Genomic DNA, 15,711 nt, shown 5'->3' on the forward strand with positions numbered 1-15,711 from the left:
GCATGGCGCCGGCGGCGCGTGGCCGCCGGCTCCCGGCCCGGGGTCAGTCGCCCGCGCGCCCGCGTCCCACCAGCCGCCAGGCGGCCGGCAGCGCGCCCATCGCCAGCGCGACCTTGAGGGCGTCGCCCAGCAGGAACGGCGTGAGCCCGGCGGCGACCGCCTCGCCGGCCGACATCCCGGTGGCCAGCGCGAGGTAGGGGACGCCGACGCCGTAGATCAACGCGCTGCCCAGCGCCATGGTGGCGACCGTGCGCGGAACGGTGCGGTCCCCGCCCCTGCGGGCGAGTTCGCCGACGACGACGGCGGCCAGGGTCATGCCCAGCAGATAGCCGAAGGAGGGCATCCCGTAGCCGGAGGTGCCCTCGGAGAACCACGGCGTGCCGGCCATGCCGGCGAGGACGTAGAGGGTCATGGACAGCATCGCGCGCACGGGGCCGAAGGAGGCGCCGACCAGCAGCGCGGCGAAGGTCTGGCCGGTCACGGGGACGGGCGATCCGGGTACCGGCAGCGAGAGTTGGGCGGCGACGCCGGTGAACACGGCGCCTCCGACGACCAGCGCGAGGTCACGCGCCCTGGCGGCGGGAACGGTGCTGGCCGGCAGCAGATCGGCGAGGACGGCGCGGGGCCGACCGGCGACGATGGCTGAACTCATGGATTACTCCAGGACTTCGAACAGGCGGGACCTGTCGACGCTAGCGGAACGCGGCGCCGGCGGCGGCGTGAGTTTGCCGACACCGGCGGCGGCGCCGGCGGCGCGGACGGGCGCGGCGGGAGCGGCCCCCGCGCGAAGGAAGGGCGCGGGGGCCGACTCGCGCGCCGGAGCGCGCGCCTGGCGCTCAGCCCTCCGCGTCCTCCGCGTCGTCGAACTGCGGGCCGACGTCCCTGGTGCGCTTGATCTCGTAGAAGCCGGGGGTGCTCGCCACCAGCAGCGTGCCGTCCCACAGCCGGGCGGCGGCCTCGCCCTTGGGGGCGGGGGTCACCACCGGGCCGAAGAAGGCGATCTGCTCGCCGTCGGCGCCCGGCACCGCGATGACCGGCGTGCCCACGTCCTGGCCGACCAGGTCGATGCCCTCCTTGTGGGAGGCGCGGAGCGCGTCGTCGTAGCGGTCGCTCTCGGCGGCGTCCGCGAGCTCCGCCGGCAGGCCGACGGAGGTCAGCGCGTCGACCAGCGTCTCGCGGTTCCTCGGCAGCCCCCGGTGGTGGAAGCGGACGCCCAGGGCCGTGTACAGCGGGCCGAGCACCTCGCCGCCGTGCTCCCGCTCCGCCGCGATACAGACCCGCACCGGGCCCCACGCGTCCTTCATGGCCTCGCGGTACTGCTCCGGCAGCTCGTCCAGCCTGGGCTCGTTGAGCACCGCCAGGCTCATCACGTGCCAGCGCGTCCGCACCGGGCGGACCTTCTCCACCTCCAGCATCCAGCGTGAGGTCATCCAGGCCCAGGGACAGAGCGGGTCGAACCAGAAGTCCGCCGGTACCGGCTCGGTCGCTGCGTTCTCGGGCATCGTGTCTCTCCTCGTCTCGGGGAGTGCGCGCGGGCACCCGCCGACGGCCGGTGTCGTCCGTGCCCAACACGGTGGCACGCGGTGGCATTCCACCGTGCGCCCCCTCACCCCCGCGTGACATGCTGAACGGCGCCCGCGCCGCGCCGTCGGCGGGCTCCGACAGCACCCGAACCACAGGGAGTCGACCAGCGTGCCTGGAGAGAACCTCACCCGCGAGGAGGCCCGCGAGCGGGCCGCACTGCTGACCGTGCACAGCTACGAGGTGTCGCTTGACCTGCGCGCCGCGACCGACCCGGCGCCGGCCGACGGCCCGCGCAGGTTCCGCTCCACCAGCTCGGTGCGGTTCTCCTGCGCGCGGGAGGGCGCGACGAGCTTCGTCGACCTGCTGGCGCCGCACGTCCACTCGGTGACCCTCAACGGCGAGTCGCTGCCGGTCGACCGGCTCTTCGACGGCACCCGCGTCACGCTCCCGACGCTACGCGCGGAGAACCACCTGGTGGTGGACGCCAGTTGCGCCTACAGCCACACCGGCGAGGGGCTGCACCACTTCACCGACCCGGAGGACGGGGAGACCTACCTCTACACCCAGTACGAACCCGCCGACGCGCGCCGGGTGTTCGCCAACTTCGAGCAGCCCGACCTGAAGGCGCCGTTCTCCTTCCGGGTCACCGCGCCCGCGCACTGGACGGTGCTCAGCAACGGTGCCGAGGAGCGGCGCGAGGAACTGAGCGACGGCACGCACGCCACCTGGACGTTCGCCACCACGCAGCCGATCTCCACCTACATCACCGCCGTGGTCGCCGGCCCCTACCACTACGTCGCCGGCTCCTACAGCCGCGCGCTGGAGGACGGGACGACGCTGGAGATCCCGCTGGGCGCGCTCTGCCGCCGGGCGCTGGCGCCGCACTTCGACGCCGAGCGGCTGCTGGCCACCACCCGGCAGGGGCTCGACTTCTTCCACGAGCACTTCGGCTACCCGTACCCGTTCGGCAAGTACGACCAGGCGTTCGTCCCCGAGTACAACATCGGCGCGATGGAGAACCCGGGCTGCGTCACCTTCCGCGAGGAGTACGTCTTCCGGGGCCGCACCACCGCCGCCGCCTACCAGGGCCGGGCCAGCACGCTGCTGCACGAGATGGCGCACATGTGGTTCGGCGACCTGGTCACCATGGAGTGGTGGGACGACCTCTGGCTGAAGGAGTCGTTCGCCGACTACATGGGAACGTACGCGCTCGCCGAGGCGACCGAGTTCACCCGGGGTTGGATCAGTTTCGCCAACAACCGCAAGGCGTGGGCGTACCGGGCCGACCAGCTGCCGTCCACCCACCCGATCACCGCGGACATCCGCGACCTCCAGGACGCCAAGCTCAACTTCGACGGCATCACCTACGCCAAGGGCGCCTCCGTCCTCAAGCAGCTGGTCGCCTACGTGGGGCGCGAGGCGTTCTTCGAGGGCGCGCGGCGGTACTTCCAACGCCATGCCTTCGGCAACACCCGGCTCACCGACCTGCTGGCCGTGCTGGCCGAGACCTCGGGCCGCGACATGGCCGAGTGGTCCGCCGCCTGGCTCCAGACCGCCGGCGTCAACGCGCTGACGCCGCAGGTGAGTTACGCGGCGGACGGGCGGGTCGCCGAACTGACGGTCCTCCAGGAGGCCCCCGACTCCCACCCGACGCTCCGCCCGCACCGCATCGCCGTCGGCCTCTACCGGCGCGAGGGCGGCGTCGGCCCGCTGGTCCGCTACGCGCGGGCCGAGGTCGACGTGACCGGGCAGCTGACCCGCGTGCCCGAGCTGGCCGGCGCCGAGGGCCCCGACCTGGTGCTGGTCAACGACGACGACCTCAGCTACTGCAAGGCCAGGTTCGACGAGGGCTCGCTGGCCACCCTGCGCGCCCACCTCGGCGACATCGAGGACCCGCTGGCCCGCGCGCTGTGCTGGTCCGCGCTGTGGAACATGACCCGCGACGCGCTGCTGCCCGCCGGGGACTTCCTGGCGCTGGTGCGGGACTTCGCGGGCGCCGAGGACGAGATCAGCGTGCTCCAGATGGTGCACGCCTGGGCGTTGATGGCACTCCACTGGTACACCCCGGGCGAGCGGCGCGCGGCCCGCGAGGCGGAGCTGGCCGAGGCCGCCCTCGGCGAGCTGCGGCGGGCCGAGCCGGCGAGCGACCACCAGCTGGCCTGGGCGCGGTTCTTCGCCGGCTGCGCCGTCTCGGACGCCGACCTCCAGCTGCTGTCGGGGCTGCTGGCCGGCTCGGCGCGGATCGACGGGCTCGACGTCGACCAGGAGCTGCGCTGGCTGCTGCTGCGTTCGCTGACGGCCGCCGGCCGCGTCGGCGAGGCCGAGATCGCGGCCGAACGCGCCAGGGACAACACCGCTTCCGGCAACCGCCACCAGGTCCGCTGCCTCGCCTCCCGCCCGGACCCGGCCGTGAAGGCGGAGGCGTGGAGCTCGGTGGTCGCAGGCGACACGCTCTCCAACGCGCTGGTCGAGGCGACCATCGACGGCTTCTCCCAGCCGGGGCGGCGGGAGCTGCTGGCGCCCTACGCCGAGCGGTACTTCGAGGTGATCGAGGGCGTCTGGCGGGAGCGGACCATCGAGATCGGGATGGCCGTGGTGCGCGGGCTCTTCCCGATGCTCCAGGACTCGCCGAAGACCCTGGAGGCCACCGACGCCTGGCTGGCCGCGCACGAGGACGCGCCGCCGGCGCTCCGCCGGCTGGTGCTGGAGGCGCGGGACGAACTGGCCCGGGCGCTGCGGGCGCAGGCGGCCGACGTCTGACGCCCGCGCGGGCCGAGCACGCGGACATCCCGCCCGACGCCCGCCCCCCACCCCTCGCCGAGCACGCGGACATCCCGTCGCGCAAGAACGGACACCCCGGCCACGCCGGGGAACATCCGTCCTAGCCGCGGCGGGATGTCCGCGTTTCCCCACGACTCTGTAACAGCGGGTAGTCCCCCCGCCGTCCAGCGGGAATCGCCGCCGCATGACGCACGAAGCTCCGCTCACCCCGCCCACGCCCCGCCGCCCCGAGGCCGCGCCCGCCGCGCCCCGGGTGACCACGCTGCTGGCGCTGCGCGCCGAGGGCGTGCCCGCCGCCACCACCCGCCGCCGCTGCCGCCCCGGCGGCCCCTGGCAGATGCCGCTGCCCGGCGTCGTGCTGCTGCACCCCGGGCCGCCCGACGGGCACGAACTGCTGCACGCCGCGCTGCTGTACACCGGCGGCGCCGAGGCCGGCAGCGTGATCACCGGGCTGGCCGCGCTCGCCGTCCAGGGCGTGACCTCGGCCGGCGCGCCCGACGCGGCGCGCCGCGTCGACGTGCTGGTGCCGCACACCAGGCGGCTGCGTTCGCTCGCCCGGGTGCGCGTGCTGCGCACCGCCCGGCCGCCCAGGCCGCGGCGGATCGCCGGGCTGCCCGTCGCGCCGGCGGCCAGGGCGCTGGCCGACGCGCTGGCGCACCTGGAGGAACCGGCCGCGCTGCGCCGCCCGTTGGAGGAGGCGGTGCGGCTGGGGCTGTGCGCACCACGCGCGGTGGTCGCGGAGCTGGAGCAGACCGGCCGTCTCGACGAGCCGCCGGTGGCCCGCGCCGTCGAGGGGCTGCTGGCCGCCGCCCGGCCGGCCGCCGAGGAGCTGCTCTTCCACATGGTGCGGCAGGGCACGCTGCCCGACCCGTGCTGGAACGTCGGACTGTGGCTGCCGGACGGCCCGTTCCTCGGCGACGTCGACGCCTACTGGCCCGAGTCGTCCGTCGCGGTGCGGCTCGACACCCGCCTCCCGAGGCAGCGCGGCGCCGCCCCGACACCCGACGAGGCGGAGGCCACGCGCCGGGAGCAGACCCTCAGGGGCCTGGGCGTGACCGTCGTCCGGATCACGCCGCGCGCGCTGCACGCGTCCTGGCGGCGGCAGGCGAACGCGGTCCGCGCCGCGCTGCGCGCCGGCGCGACCCGACCGGGCACGGACTGGGTGGTGGTACTCCCCCGCTGACCCGCGCGGGCCGGCGGCACGGCGTGGGAAAAGCGGACGGCGACCGGCACGCGGCCCGTGCGAGGATGACGCGGACGACGGCCTCCCCCCACCCCGACGCAGCCAAGCAGACCGAAGGAGACACCAGGTGCCCGGTACCAACCTGACCCGGCAAGAGGCCCAGGAGCGCGCCCGACTGATCAGCGTGGAGAGTTACCAGATCACGCTCGATCTCTCCGGGGCGCCCCAGGGCGGCACCTTCCCCTCGCGCACCGTACTCACGTTCACCGCGGGCGCCGCCGGGTCCACGTTCGTCGACCTGGTCGCCCCGGCGGTCACCGAGGTCGTGCTCAACGGCACCGCGCTCGACCCCGCCGAGGTCTTCGTCGACTCCAGGATCGCCCTGCCCGAGGTGGTCGAGGGCACCAACGAGCTGCTGGTCGTCGCCGACTGCGCGTACACCAACACCGGCGAGGGGCTGCACCGCTTCGTCGACCCGGTCGACCAGGAGACCTATCTCTACACCCAGTTCGAGGTGCCCGACGCGCGCCGCGTCTTCGCCTGCTTCGAACAGCCGGACCTCAAGGGCACGTTCGAGTTCACCGTCACCGCGCCCCAGGGCTGGAAGGTCATCTCCAACTCGCCCACCCCCGAACCGGACGGCGACGTCTGGCACTTCGCGCCCACGCCCCGGCTCTCCACCTATGTCACCGCGCTGATCGCCGGCCCCTACCACGCGGTCCACGACACCTGGGAGAAGAACGGCCGCACTGTGCCGCTCGGCATCTACTGCCGCCCGTCGCTCGCCGAACACCTCGACGACGAGGCGATCTTCTCCCTCACCAAGCAGGGCTTCGACTGGTTCGAGGGGCAGTTCGACCACCCGTACCCGTTCGCCAAGTACGACCAGCTCTTCGTCCCCGAGTTCAACGCCGGCGCCATGGAGAACGCGGGCGCCGTCACCATCAGGGACCAGTACGTCTTCCGCTCCAAGATGACGGACGCCGCGTACGAGGCCAGGGCGGAGACCATCCTCCACGAGCTGGCCCACATGTGGTTCGGCGACCTGGTCACCATGGAGTGGTGGAACGACCTGTGGCTCAACGAGTCGTTCGCCACCTACACCTCCATCGCCTGCCAGGCCGACGCCCCGGGAAGCCAGTGGCCGCACGCCTGGACGGGCTTCGCCAACACGATGAAGACCTGGGCCTACCGCCAGGACCAGCTGCCGTCCACCCACCCGATCATGGCGGAGATCACCGACCTCGACGACGTACTGGTCAACTTCGACGGGATCACCTACGCCAAGGGCGCCTCCGTCCTCAAGCAGCTGGTCGCCTACGTCGGCAGGGACGAGTTCTTCCAGGGCGTGCGCGCCTACTTCAAGCGCCACGCCTGGGGCAACACCCGCCTCTCCGACCTGCTGTCCGCGCTGGAGGAGACCAGTGGCCGCGACCTCAAGTCCTGGTCCAGGGCATGGCTGGAGACCGCCGGCATCAACGTGCTGCGCCCGGAGATCGAGGTCGACGCGGACGGCCTGATCACCCGGTTCGTCATCCGCCAGGAGGCCCCGCCGCTGCCCGCCGGCGCCAAGGGCACCTCCACGCTGCGCCCGCACCGCATCGCCGTCGGCCTCTACGACCCGGTCGACGAGAAGCTCGTCCGCGTCCACCGGATCGAACTGGACGTCACCGGCGCCGAGACCGAGGTGCCCGAGCTGGTCGGCCGCGCCCGTCCGGCGGTGGTGCTGCTCAACGACGACGACCTCTCCTACGCCAAGGTCCGGCTCGACCCCGAGTCGACGGCGCAGATCACCCGCCGCGTCGGTGACTTCACCGAGTCGCTGCCGCGCGCCCTGTGCTGGGCCTCCACCTGGGACATGACCCGGGACGGTGAACTCCCCACCCACGCCTACCTGGAGCTGGTGCTGGGCGGCATCGGCAAGGAGAGCGACATCGGCGTCGTCCAGTCGCTCCACCGCCAGGTCAAGCTGGCGCTCGACCTCTACGCCGCGCCGGAGCGCCGCGAGGAGGGCCTGGCCCGCTGGTCGGCCGCCGCGCTGGAACGGCTGCACGCCGCCGAACCCGGCGGCGACCACCAGCTGGCGTGGGCCAGGGCGCTGGCGGCGACCGCCAGGAGCGAGGAGGAACTGGACACGCTGGCCGGGCTGCTGGACGGCGGCGTCACGGTCCAGGGCCTGGACGTCGACACCGACCTGCGGTGGGCGCTGCTGCTGCGGCTGGTCGCCACCGGACGCGCCGGCGAGGAGGCCATCGCGGCCGAACTGCGCCGCGACCCGACCTCCGCGGGCGAGGAACACGCGGCGGCGGCGCGCGCCGCGCGCCCGACGGCGGAGGCGAAGGCGGCGGCCTGGGACGCGGTCGTCAACGACGAGTCGCTGCCGAACTCGGTCCGCGAGTCCACGATGCGGGGCTTCGTCCAGACCGACCAGCGGGAGCTGCTGGCGCCCTACCGGGACCGGTACTTCGAGGTCATCGCCGACGTGTGGGCGCGACGCAGCCACGAGGCGGCGCAGGCGATCGCGCAGGGGTTCTACCCGGTGACGCAGGTCGCCCAGGAGACGCTGGACGCGACGGACGCGTGGCTGGAGGCCACCGAGCCGTCGGCGGCCCTGCGCCGCCTGGTCACGGAGTCCCGCTCCGGCATCGAACGCGCGCTCCGCGCGAGGGCGGCCGACGCGTCAGCCTGACGGCGGTCCACCTCGCCGGTCCACCTCGCCGGTGCGGCACCGTAGTAGCCTGCGGCCCGCCACACAGCATTCGCGCAGTTCCCCGCGCCCCCAAGCAGGGGCGCGGGGAGCGACGCGAGCAACCCGACGCCGGGGCGCACCCGACAACCCACCTCGCCGGTGCGGCACCGTGGTCGTCTGCACCCCGCCACAAATGCACCGCGCAGTTCCCCGCGCCCCCAAGCCGGCCGTCACCGACTGCGTGTGAACCCGCACCTGACCGACCACGCCCACCCGCACCAGGGGCGCGGGGAACGGCGCGAGCAACCCAACACCGGGGCGCACCCGACAACCCACCTTGCCGGTGCGGCACCATGGTCGTCTGCGGCCCGCCACACAGCATTCGCGCAGTTCCCCGCGCCCCCAACCAGGGGCGCGGGGAACGGCGCGAGCAACGCAACACCGGGGCGAGGACGACAACCCACCCGGCCACGAAGCTCCGTAGTCGCGTGCGGCCCGCCCCCGCAGGGGTCAGCGGCGGTCGCTGAGCATCACCGCTCCGGCGATCAGCGCGAAGAGCAGCAGCGGGGCCGCGACGAACAGGCCGAGGGTCTCGGCGATGCTCAGACCCGTGCCCGGGTCGTCGCCGTCGTCCCGAGTCAGCGCCTGGGCGGCCGGGGAGGAGAGCAGCGTCAGCAGCGCCGCGGAGACGGAGACCGCGACGGCGCGCTTCTTGTTCATGTTGACCACGCCCTTACAGTAACCAACGCCGCTCGCCCGCCCCGTCTCAGGGCCCCGGGTCGCGGACGGCGGCCAGCAGCCGCGCCAGCCGTTCGGAGGCGGTCAGCTCCTCCAGCGACACCGGCCGCCCCTCGGAGTCGGCCACCGGCAGCCGCCAGTTGGGGTACTCGCGCCACGTTCCGGGAACGTTCTGCGGCCGGCGGTCGCCGACCGCGTCGGGCAGCCAGACACCGAGCAGCCTGGCCCGGGTCAGGGCCAGGAACCGGTACGCGGCGGCGATGCGTTCCTCCTCACCCCCGTCGGAACCACCGTCGGACTCACCACCGTCGAGATCGAGCAGCCCGCGCCGCGTGAAGGTCTCCCGCCAGTCGGCGAGCTCCTCCGCCGCCTCCCGCCGCGCCGACTCGGGGTCGGCCAGCAGGCCGAGCGACGCGCGGAGCCGGACGTCCGAGCCGTCCCAGCGGGCCGCCGTGGACGGAAGGTCGTGGGTGGTGACGGTCGCCAGGCAGTTGGCGCGCCACTCGGCCGGTTCCAGCGGCGGACGGCCCTCCCGTTCCCAGTGCCGTTCGAACCAGAGCACCGAGGTGCCGGCGACGCCGCGCTCGGCGAGCCGTTCGCGGACGCCGGACTCGACCGTTCCCAGGTCCTCGCCGACGAGCAGCGCGCCGGCCCGGTGTGCGGCCAGCGACAGGACGGCCAGCATGGCGTCCGCGTCGTAGCGCACATAGGTACCCTCGCGCGGCTCGGCGCCCCGCGGGATCCACCAGAGCCGGAACTGGCCCATCACGTGGTCGACCCGGAGCCCACCGGCGTGCCGGGCCAGCGCGCCGGCCAGCTCCAGGTACGGCGCGTAGCCGGTCTCGGCCAGCGCGTCGGGGCGCCACGGCGGCAGGCCCCAGTCCTGGCCGCGTTCGTTGAACGCGTCCGGCGGCGCGCCCACCGACATGCCGCCGGCGAACACGTCCTGGCCGGCCCAGGCGTCCGAACCGTCCGGGTGGACGCCGACGGCGAGGTCGTGCAGCAGGCCGACGCCCATGCCGGCCTCGGTCGCCGCGCGCTGGGCGCGCGCCAGCTGCTCGTCGGTGAGCCAGGTCAGCCAGCGGTGGAAGTCGACCCGAGCGGCGAGCGCGCGGCGGGCCGCCTCCGTCTCCTGGGAGTCGGGGCGGCGCAGCCCGGGCGGCCAGCGGTGCCAGTCGGGGCCGTGGCGTTCGGCCAGCGCGCACCAGGTCGCGTGGTCGGTGAGGGAACGGCCGCAGGAGTCGACATAGCGATGGAACGCCGCCGCGCGCTCCGGGCTCGGCGGCACGGCGTGCAGCAGCTCCAGGGCGGCGCGCTTGACCGCCCAGACGGCGTCCCTGTCGATCGGACGGCGCTCGTCGAGCACCGCGCGCCGGAGCGCGTCGCCGCGCGCCAGCAACGGCGCCATGCGTTCGCGCGCCGCCGGGTCCAGCGCGCCGAACTCCGGGACGTTCTCCAACCGCAGATGCACCGGGTCGGCGAAGCGCCGCGTCGCCGGCCGGTAGGGCGAGGGGTCGATCGTCTCGCCCTCGGCGGGCGGCACGGCCGCGTGCAACGGGTTGAGCTGGAGAAAGCCGACGCCGCCCGCCGAGCCGGCCCAGGTGGCGAGGTCGGCGAGATCGCCGAGGTCGCCCATGCCCCAGGAGCGCCGGGAGAGCGTCGAGTAGAGCTGGACCATCAGCCCGATCTCGCGCCGCGCGGCGACGGGCGCCGTGTCGGGCGGAACGAGCAGGGTCGCTGTCGCGGTGCGCCCGTCGGGCGCGGTGGCGCGCAGGGTGTGGCGGCCGACGGGCGGGGGCGGCCCCGTGGCGGGGCGGCGTTCGCCGCTCTCCGTCTCCAGCAGCAGCGTGGTGCCGGCGGGCAGCCCCTCGGGAGGGGCGAGCTGGCGGGTGGGGCCGGCCACCAGGGTGGGCGGCAGCAGCCGCCCGGCGTGGCGCGGGCCGCGGTCCAGGGCCGCGCGGATCGCCTCGGGGCCCGCGGCGTCCACGCCGAGGGCGGCGAGCGCGGCGACGACCGTGTCGCGCGGCACCTCGACGGACTCCCCGGGGGACGGGGCGTACGAGGTGGCGACGCCGTGGGTCGCGGCCAGCCGCGACAGGGCGTCCATCAGGCGCCGATGGCCTCCGCGCCACCGCGCCCGCTGGGCTCGGCGACCAGCGGCGGCTCGGCGGCCAGCGGCTGCTCGGAGGTCAGGGGAACGAGGTCACCCGGCGAGGGCTCGCTGGTGAGCGGCAGCTCGCGGGCCGCGGCCTGGGCGGGCACGGCGATCATCGGTGGGGGCAGCAGGCTGTCCAGGCGTTTGCTTTTGCTTTCGCATTCGGTCCGGGTGGCGACGGCCACGGGGGTCTCCGTTCGCAGACGGTTGGCTGACGGATCACTGACGGTAAGTGTCCTGGGTAGTGCCCTACCCAGTGAACGCCATCGCATCCGTGGTCGCGACGGGAAAGCGACGCAACGCACACGTCGGGAGCCGGAAATCCTCCCGCCCCACCGGCCGTCGGCCTCGGTTTTTCGTGCTCCACCAGGATGACCCGACCGGGTGGGCGATCCGGCCGGGGCCCACCCGTTCGGGTGGTAGCTCAGACCGGCTCGGCGGACTCCGCGGCCAGCGGGGTGAGCGCGGCGCCCCGGCCCTGCCGGCCCGGCTTCGCGGCCTTGCCCTGCTTGGCCGGGCGGCCACCGCGGTTGGGACGCGCCTCTATGCGGGCGAGCGCGTCGTCGGCGCCGTAGGGGCGCAGATAGGGCAGCCACCGGGGGTCGCGGTGCCCGGTGCCGATGATCCGCCACGCCAGCCCGGACGGCGGTCCCGGCGTGTGGCGCAGCCGCCAGCCCAGCTCGGCGACGTGCCGGTCGGCCTTGATGTGGTTGCAGCTGCGACATGCGGCGACGACGTTGTCCCAGGCGTGCTGGCCGCCCCTGCTGCGCGGGATCACGTGGTCGACGCTGGTGGCGACACCGCCGCAGTAAGCACAACGGCCGCCGTCCCGGGCGAAGAGCGCACGTCGGGTCAGCGGCACGGCGGTGCGGTAGGGCACGCGGACGAAGCGTTTGAGTCTGACCACGCTGGGCGCGGGGATCGCGTGGCTGGCGCTGCGCATCAGGGAACCGGAGGTCTCCAGGCTGACGGCCTTGTCGTTCAGCAGGAGGATCAGCGCGCGCCTGACCGGCACGACGCCCAGCGGCTCGTACGAAGCGTTGAGGACCAAGACGTGTGGCACGAACGCCCTCCGTTTCCGTCGGCGGCGCGTGGCTCGCGCCGTGACGATCTCCCTCAGTGTGTCCCGGGTGGGGCCACCGGCGCCACCACGATCCGGGAATGTGCCCCAAGTGTCATCCACCACATTCGCCCCACGGGGGACCTCCTCCCCCGTTGCCGACAGCGGCTCCGCACCGTCGGCGTCCGCCGCGACGCGCTCCCGCGCCGACTACCGTTGGCCCGCGCGGGGGTGGGGAAACACGGAGAGAGCGGCATGGACAACTGGGAGACCTGGCTCGCCGGCGGGTTGCGCATCCTGCTGATCACGATCATCGCCGTCGTCGTGCGGTTCGTGGTGCGGCGGGCGCTGACCCGGCTGATAGCGCGCCTCAACCGCGAGGACAAGGACGGCAAGCGCCGCGCCCTGCGCGGCGGCCGGCTGGTCAACGCCGAGCGGCGGCGGCAGCGCTCGGAGGCCATCGGCTCGGTGCTGCGCAGCACCGCCTCCGTGGCGATCCTCGGCACGGCCGCGCTGATGGTGCTCTCGCAGTTGGGCATCCAGCTCGGGCCGCTGGTCGCCAGCGCCGGCATCATCGGTGTCGCGATCGGCTTCGGCGCCCGGAACCTGGTGACGGACGTGCTCAGCGGCATGTTCATGCTGCTGGAGGACCAGTACGGGGTGGGCGACACCATCGACGCGGGCGAGGTCACGGGCGTCGTGCTGGAGATCGGCCTGCGGGTGACGACGCTGCGCGGCGAGGACGGCGCGATCTGGTACGTGCGCAACGGCGAGATCAAGCGGGTGGGCAACCTCAGCCAGGGGTGGGCGACGGCGGCCGTCGAGGTCGCGGTGGCGCCGGAGAGCGACTTCGCCACGGTCAGGAAGCTGATCGCCACCGCCGGCGAGGAGATGTCGGCGTCCGCGCCGTGGGACGAGCAGCTGTGGGAGCCGGTCGAGGTGCTGGGGCTGGAGTCGGTCTCGCTGGAGTCGATGGTGCTGAAGGTGAAGGTGAAGACCCCGCCGAACCAGGCGGCGCCGGTGGAACGCGAACTGCGGTGGCGCATCAAGCGGGCGCTGGACGCGGCCGGCATCACCCAGGTCGACCCGCCCGCGGTGTCGCTGGAGAAGGGGGACTGACCGCCGGGGCGCCGCGGCCCCCGCGCGTTTCCGGTTCGGCACCCCCTCCCGCCGTGACCTGCGGTGCCGCAGAATGGCGGCCATGTCGAGCACTCACCCCGCCCCCACCATCCGCGGCTACCGCCCCGGCGACCGCGACGCGCTCTCGGACATCTGTGTCAGGACGGCGCACGCCGGTGGCGACGCGACGGGCCGCTACCGGGAGCCCGAGATCTTCTCGGCGATCTTCGCCACGCCCTACGCCGAGTTGGAGCCCGACCTGGTCTTCGTCGCCGACAACGGCGAGCGCGCCATCGGCTACATCGTCGGCACCGCCGACAGCACCCGCTTCTACAGGCGGTTCATGGAGCACTGGCTGCCGACCGTCGCCGACCGCTTCCCCTTGCCGGCGGGGCCGGTCGAGGGCGTCGACGACGGGCTGCGGCACCTGCTGCACCACGCGGACTCGATGCTGGTGCCCGAGATAGCCGCCGACTACCCCGCGCACCTGCACATCGACCTGCTGCCCGAGGGGCAGCGGCGGGGGCTCGGCCGCCGGTTGATGGCCGCGTTCACGGACGCGCTGCGCGAGCGCGGGGTGCGCGGGCTGCATCTGAGCATGAACCCGCGGAACACCGACGCCCGCGCCTTCTACGATCGGCTCGGCTTCGTCGAACTTCCGCGCCCGGAGGGGAAGAAGGACGTCGACTATCTCGGCATCCGACTCTGAACGGTCCCGGAGTCCCGGCGTCTTGGCGTCCCGGCGTTTCGGAGTCCGGCTCCGGGCCCGGCGCGGTCGCGGTCTCTGTGTCTCCTGTGACACAAGGGAAACGAAGACGCAAGAGAAGATCGCGAAACCGACAAGATCCGGGCAACGGCGGTGTGTGGCCCGGGCGGGGGCGTCATACTGACTGGCCGTGGCCCATGCCGACCATGCCGACGACGCGAGGGGGAGGGTCCGTCACGTGACTCAGCCGCCGAGCGCCCCACCGGCGAGCCCACCGGCGTTCCCGGCGCCGCGCGCCGAGGTGCCGGCGGGCCGCGCCGCGCCGGCACCGCCCCCCGGGCCCTCCGCCGAACCGTCCGGGCGGCTCGCCGCGCCGCTCGGGTGCGTGCGACGGCTGCGGGCCGCGTTCGGCACCGAGCCCGGGCGGCTGCGGCTGATCGGCCTCGCGCTGGCGGGGCTGCTGCTGCTCTTCGGCGTCACCACGTACTGGCAGTCGGCGGACCGCGCCGAGGCCGCGCGCACCGCGCGGGAGACCAGCCAGCCGCTGAGCCGGAACGCCGCCGACATCTACCGCTATCTCGCCGACGCCAACACGACGGCGGCCAGCGGCTTCCTCGCCGGCGCCGACGAGCCGAGGAGCGTGCGCAACCGCTATGTGCGGCACATCGCCAACGCCTCCGAGCTGCTGGCCTCGGCCGCCGGCCACGGCCAGGACTCGGCGCTCTCGGCCGTGCTGATCGCCCGGCTCAACGCGGAACTCCCCCGCTACACCGGCCTGGTGGAGACGGCCAGGGCCAACGACCGGCAGCGGCTGCCGCTGGGCAGCGCCTATCTGCGGTACGCGGACGAGCGGATGCAGGACACGCTGCTGGCCTCGGCCGACGAGCTCTACCGGCTGGAGACCGCCCGTTACCGCGCCGACCTGGCCCAGGCACGTTCCTGGCCGTGGCTGTCGATCGGTCTGGGCGTCGCCTGCGTGGGGGCGCTCGGCTGGGCGCAGCGCCGGCACTACCTGCGCACCCACCGCGTGCTCAACCCGGGCCTGGTGGCGGCCACCACGGCGGCGGGGGTGCTGCTGCTGTGGGTGGCGGGAGGGCACCTGATGGCCAGCTCCGCGCTCCAGGAGGCGGAGTCGGGCCCGGGGCGCGCGCTGACGACGCTCAGCGACGCGAGGACCGAGGCGTTGCTGGCGCGCGGCTCGGAGAATCTGACGCTGGTCGCGCGCGGGGGTGACAGCACCTTCGACGAGGAGTACATCTCGTCCATGGACCGGCTGTTGGCCCCACCCGACAGGGCGCGCGCCGGGCTGCTCCTGCTGGCGCTGGCGCAGACCGAGGGCGAGAGCCGCACGGCGGTGAAGGAGGCGATCGGCGCGGCCAGGGTGTGGGAGCACCGGCACGAGGAGGCCCGTCGGTTCGAGATGGAGGGCGACTACGACGGCGCCATCCGGCAGGTCATAGGGAACGCGGGCTCGACCGGCGAGTCCTTCGATCGGGTGAACAACAAGCTGACGGACGCCGTGGATCGACAGCAGCGGCTGTTCCTCGACGCGGCGCAGAGCGGGCTGAACTGGCTGGGCGCGATGCCGCCCGCCGCCGTCGTCCTGGTGCTGCTCGCCGCCGCGGGCACGGCACGGGGCGTGGCCAGGCCGCTGGCGGAGTACCGATGAACGACCGGGCGGGGCGACGCGTGGCGGCCGTGGCCGGCGCGCGGCCGTGCCGCGTTCCGGCCGTGGGGGCGGCGCGGCCGGCGGGCC

11 protein-coding genes and 1 pseudogene are annotated in these 15,711 nt (G+C 74.2%); 6 read left to right on the plus strand and 6 right to left on the minus strand.

Annotation, left to right across the window (positions count from 1 at the left end; translation table 11 throughout):
- Nucleotides 1–43: 43 nt before the first annotated feature.
- Complete coding sequence (locus FH715_RS01790) at nucleotides 44–652, minus strand: biotin transporter BioY (RefSeq protein WP_139640186.1); 609 nt, start codon at nucleotides 650–652, stop codon at nucleotides 44–46.
- Nucleotides 653–836: 184 nt separating this feature from the next.
- Entirely contained in the window at nucleotides 837–1,502 is a 666-nt protein-coding gene (locus FH715_RS01795) for a mycothiol-dependent nitroreductase Rv2466c family protein (protein WP_139640187.1), read from the minus strand.
- A 190-nt stretch (nucleotides 1,503–1,692) separates the two neighbouring features.
- Between FH715_RS01795 and pepN (FH715_RS01800) the strand changes: the two genes are divergently transcribed.
- The 3 genes from pepN (FH715_RS01800) to pepN (FH715_RS01810) all read left to right on the plus strand — a co-directional run bounded on the left by pepN (FH715_RS01800) (nucleotide 1,693) and on the right by pepN (FH715_RS01810) (nucleotide 8,177).
- Nucleotides 1,693–4,284, plus strand: coding sequence for an aminopeptidase N (gene pepN / locus FH715_RS01800; RefSeq protein ID WP_139640188.1), 2,592 nt, complete (start codon nucleotides 1,693–1,695; stop codon nucleotides 4,282–4,284).
- Between the two features lie 205 nt (nucleotides 4,285–4,489).
- Nucleotides 4,490–5,488, plus strand: coding sequence for a hypothetical protein (locus FH715_RS01805; protein WP_139640189.1), 999 nt, complete (start codon nucleotides 4,490–4,492; stop codon nucleotides 5,486–5,488).
- A gap of 127 nt (nucleotides 5,489–5,615) precedes the next feature.
- Nucleotides 5,616–8,177 (plus strand): aminopeptidase N, encoded by a 2,562-nt coding sequence (pepN, locus tag FH715_RS01810; RefSeq protein WP_139640190.1) that lies wholly within the window; start codon nucleotides 5,616–5,618, stop codon nucleotides 8,175–8,177.
- 510 nt (nucleotides 8,178–8,687) lie between these two features.
- On the opposite strand, the gene FH715_RS01815 is transcribed toward pepN (FH715_RS01810), so the two are convergent.
- The 4 genes and pseudogenes from FH715_RS01815 to FH715_RS01830 form a co-directional block, all read right to left on the minus strand.
- On the minus strand, nucleotides 8,688–8,897 hold the full coding sequence (locus FH715_RS01815) for a hypothetical protein (protein ID WP_139640399.1): 210 nt from the start codon (nucleotides 8,895–8,897) through the stop codon (nucleotides 8,688–8,690).
- Nucleotides 8,898–8,943: 46 nt separating this feature from the next.
- Nucleotides 8,944–11,022, minus strand: a complete 2,079-nt coding sequence (gene malQ / locus FH715_RS01820; protein ID WP_139640191.1) for a 4-alpha-glucanotransferase — start codon at nucleotides 11,020–11,022, stop codon at nucleotides 8,944–8,946.
- Nucleotides 11,022–11,255, minus strand: coding sequence for a hypothetical protein (locus FH715_RS01825; protein WP_139640192.1), 234 nt, complete (start codon nucleotides 11,253–11,255; stop codon nucleotides 11,022–11,024). Before FH715_RS01825 ends, malQ begins: the two co-directional genes overlap by 1 nt.
- 350 nt (nucleotides 11,256–11,605) lie before the next feature.
- A pseudogene (locus FH715_RS01830) lies at nucleotides 11,606–12,133 on the minus strand (HNH endonuclease); the annotation flags it as partial.
- 252 nt (nucleotides 12,134–12,385) lie between these two features.
- Here FH715_RS01830 and FH715_RS01835 point away from each other — a divergent pair.
- The 3 genes from FH715_RS01835 (at nucleotide 12,386) to FH715_RS01845 (ending at nucleotide 15,624) form a co-directional block, all read left to right on the plus strand.
- Entirely contained in the window at nucleotides 12,386–13,249 is an 864-nt protein-coding gene (locus FH715_RS01835) for a mechanosensitive ion channel family protein (protein WP_139640193.1), read from the plus strand.
- An 82-nt stretch (nucleotides 13,250–13,331) separates the two neighbouring features.
- A complete protein-coding gene (locus FH715_RS01840; RefSeq protein ID WP_139640194.1) occupies nucleotides 13,332–13,958 on the plus strand; it encodes a GNAT family N-acetyltransferase in 627 nt (208 codons plus the stop codon).
- Between the two features lie 235 nt (nucleotides 13,959–14,193).
- Nucleotides 14,194–15,624, plus strand: coding sequence for a hypothetical protein (locus FH715_RS01845; protein ID WP_246108484.1), 1,431 nt, complete (start codon nucleotides 14,194–14,196; stop codon nucleotides 15,622–15,624).
- Nucleotides 15,625–15,711 lie beyond the last annotated feature (87 nt).

Source organism: Streptomyces sedi (genome assembly GCF_006335015.1).
Taxonomy (GTDB): Bacteria; Actinomycetota; Actinomycetes; order Streptomycetales; family Streptomycetaceae; genus Streptomyces; species Streptomyces sedi.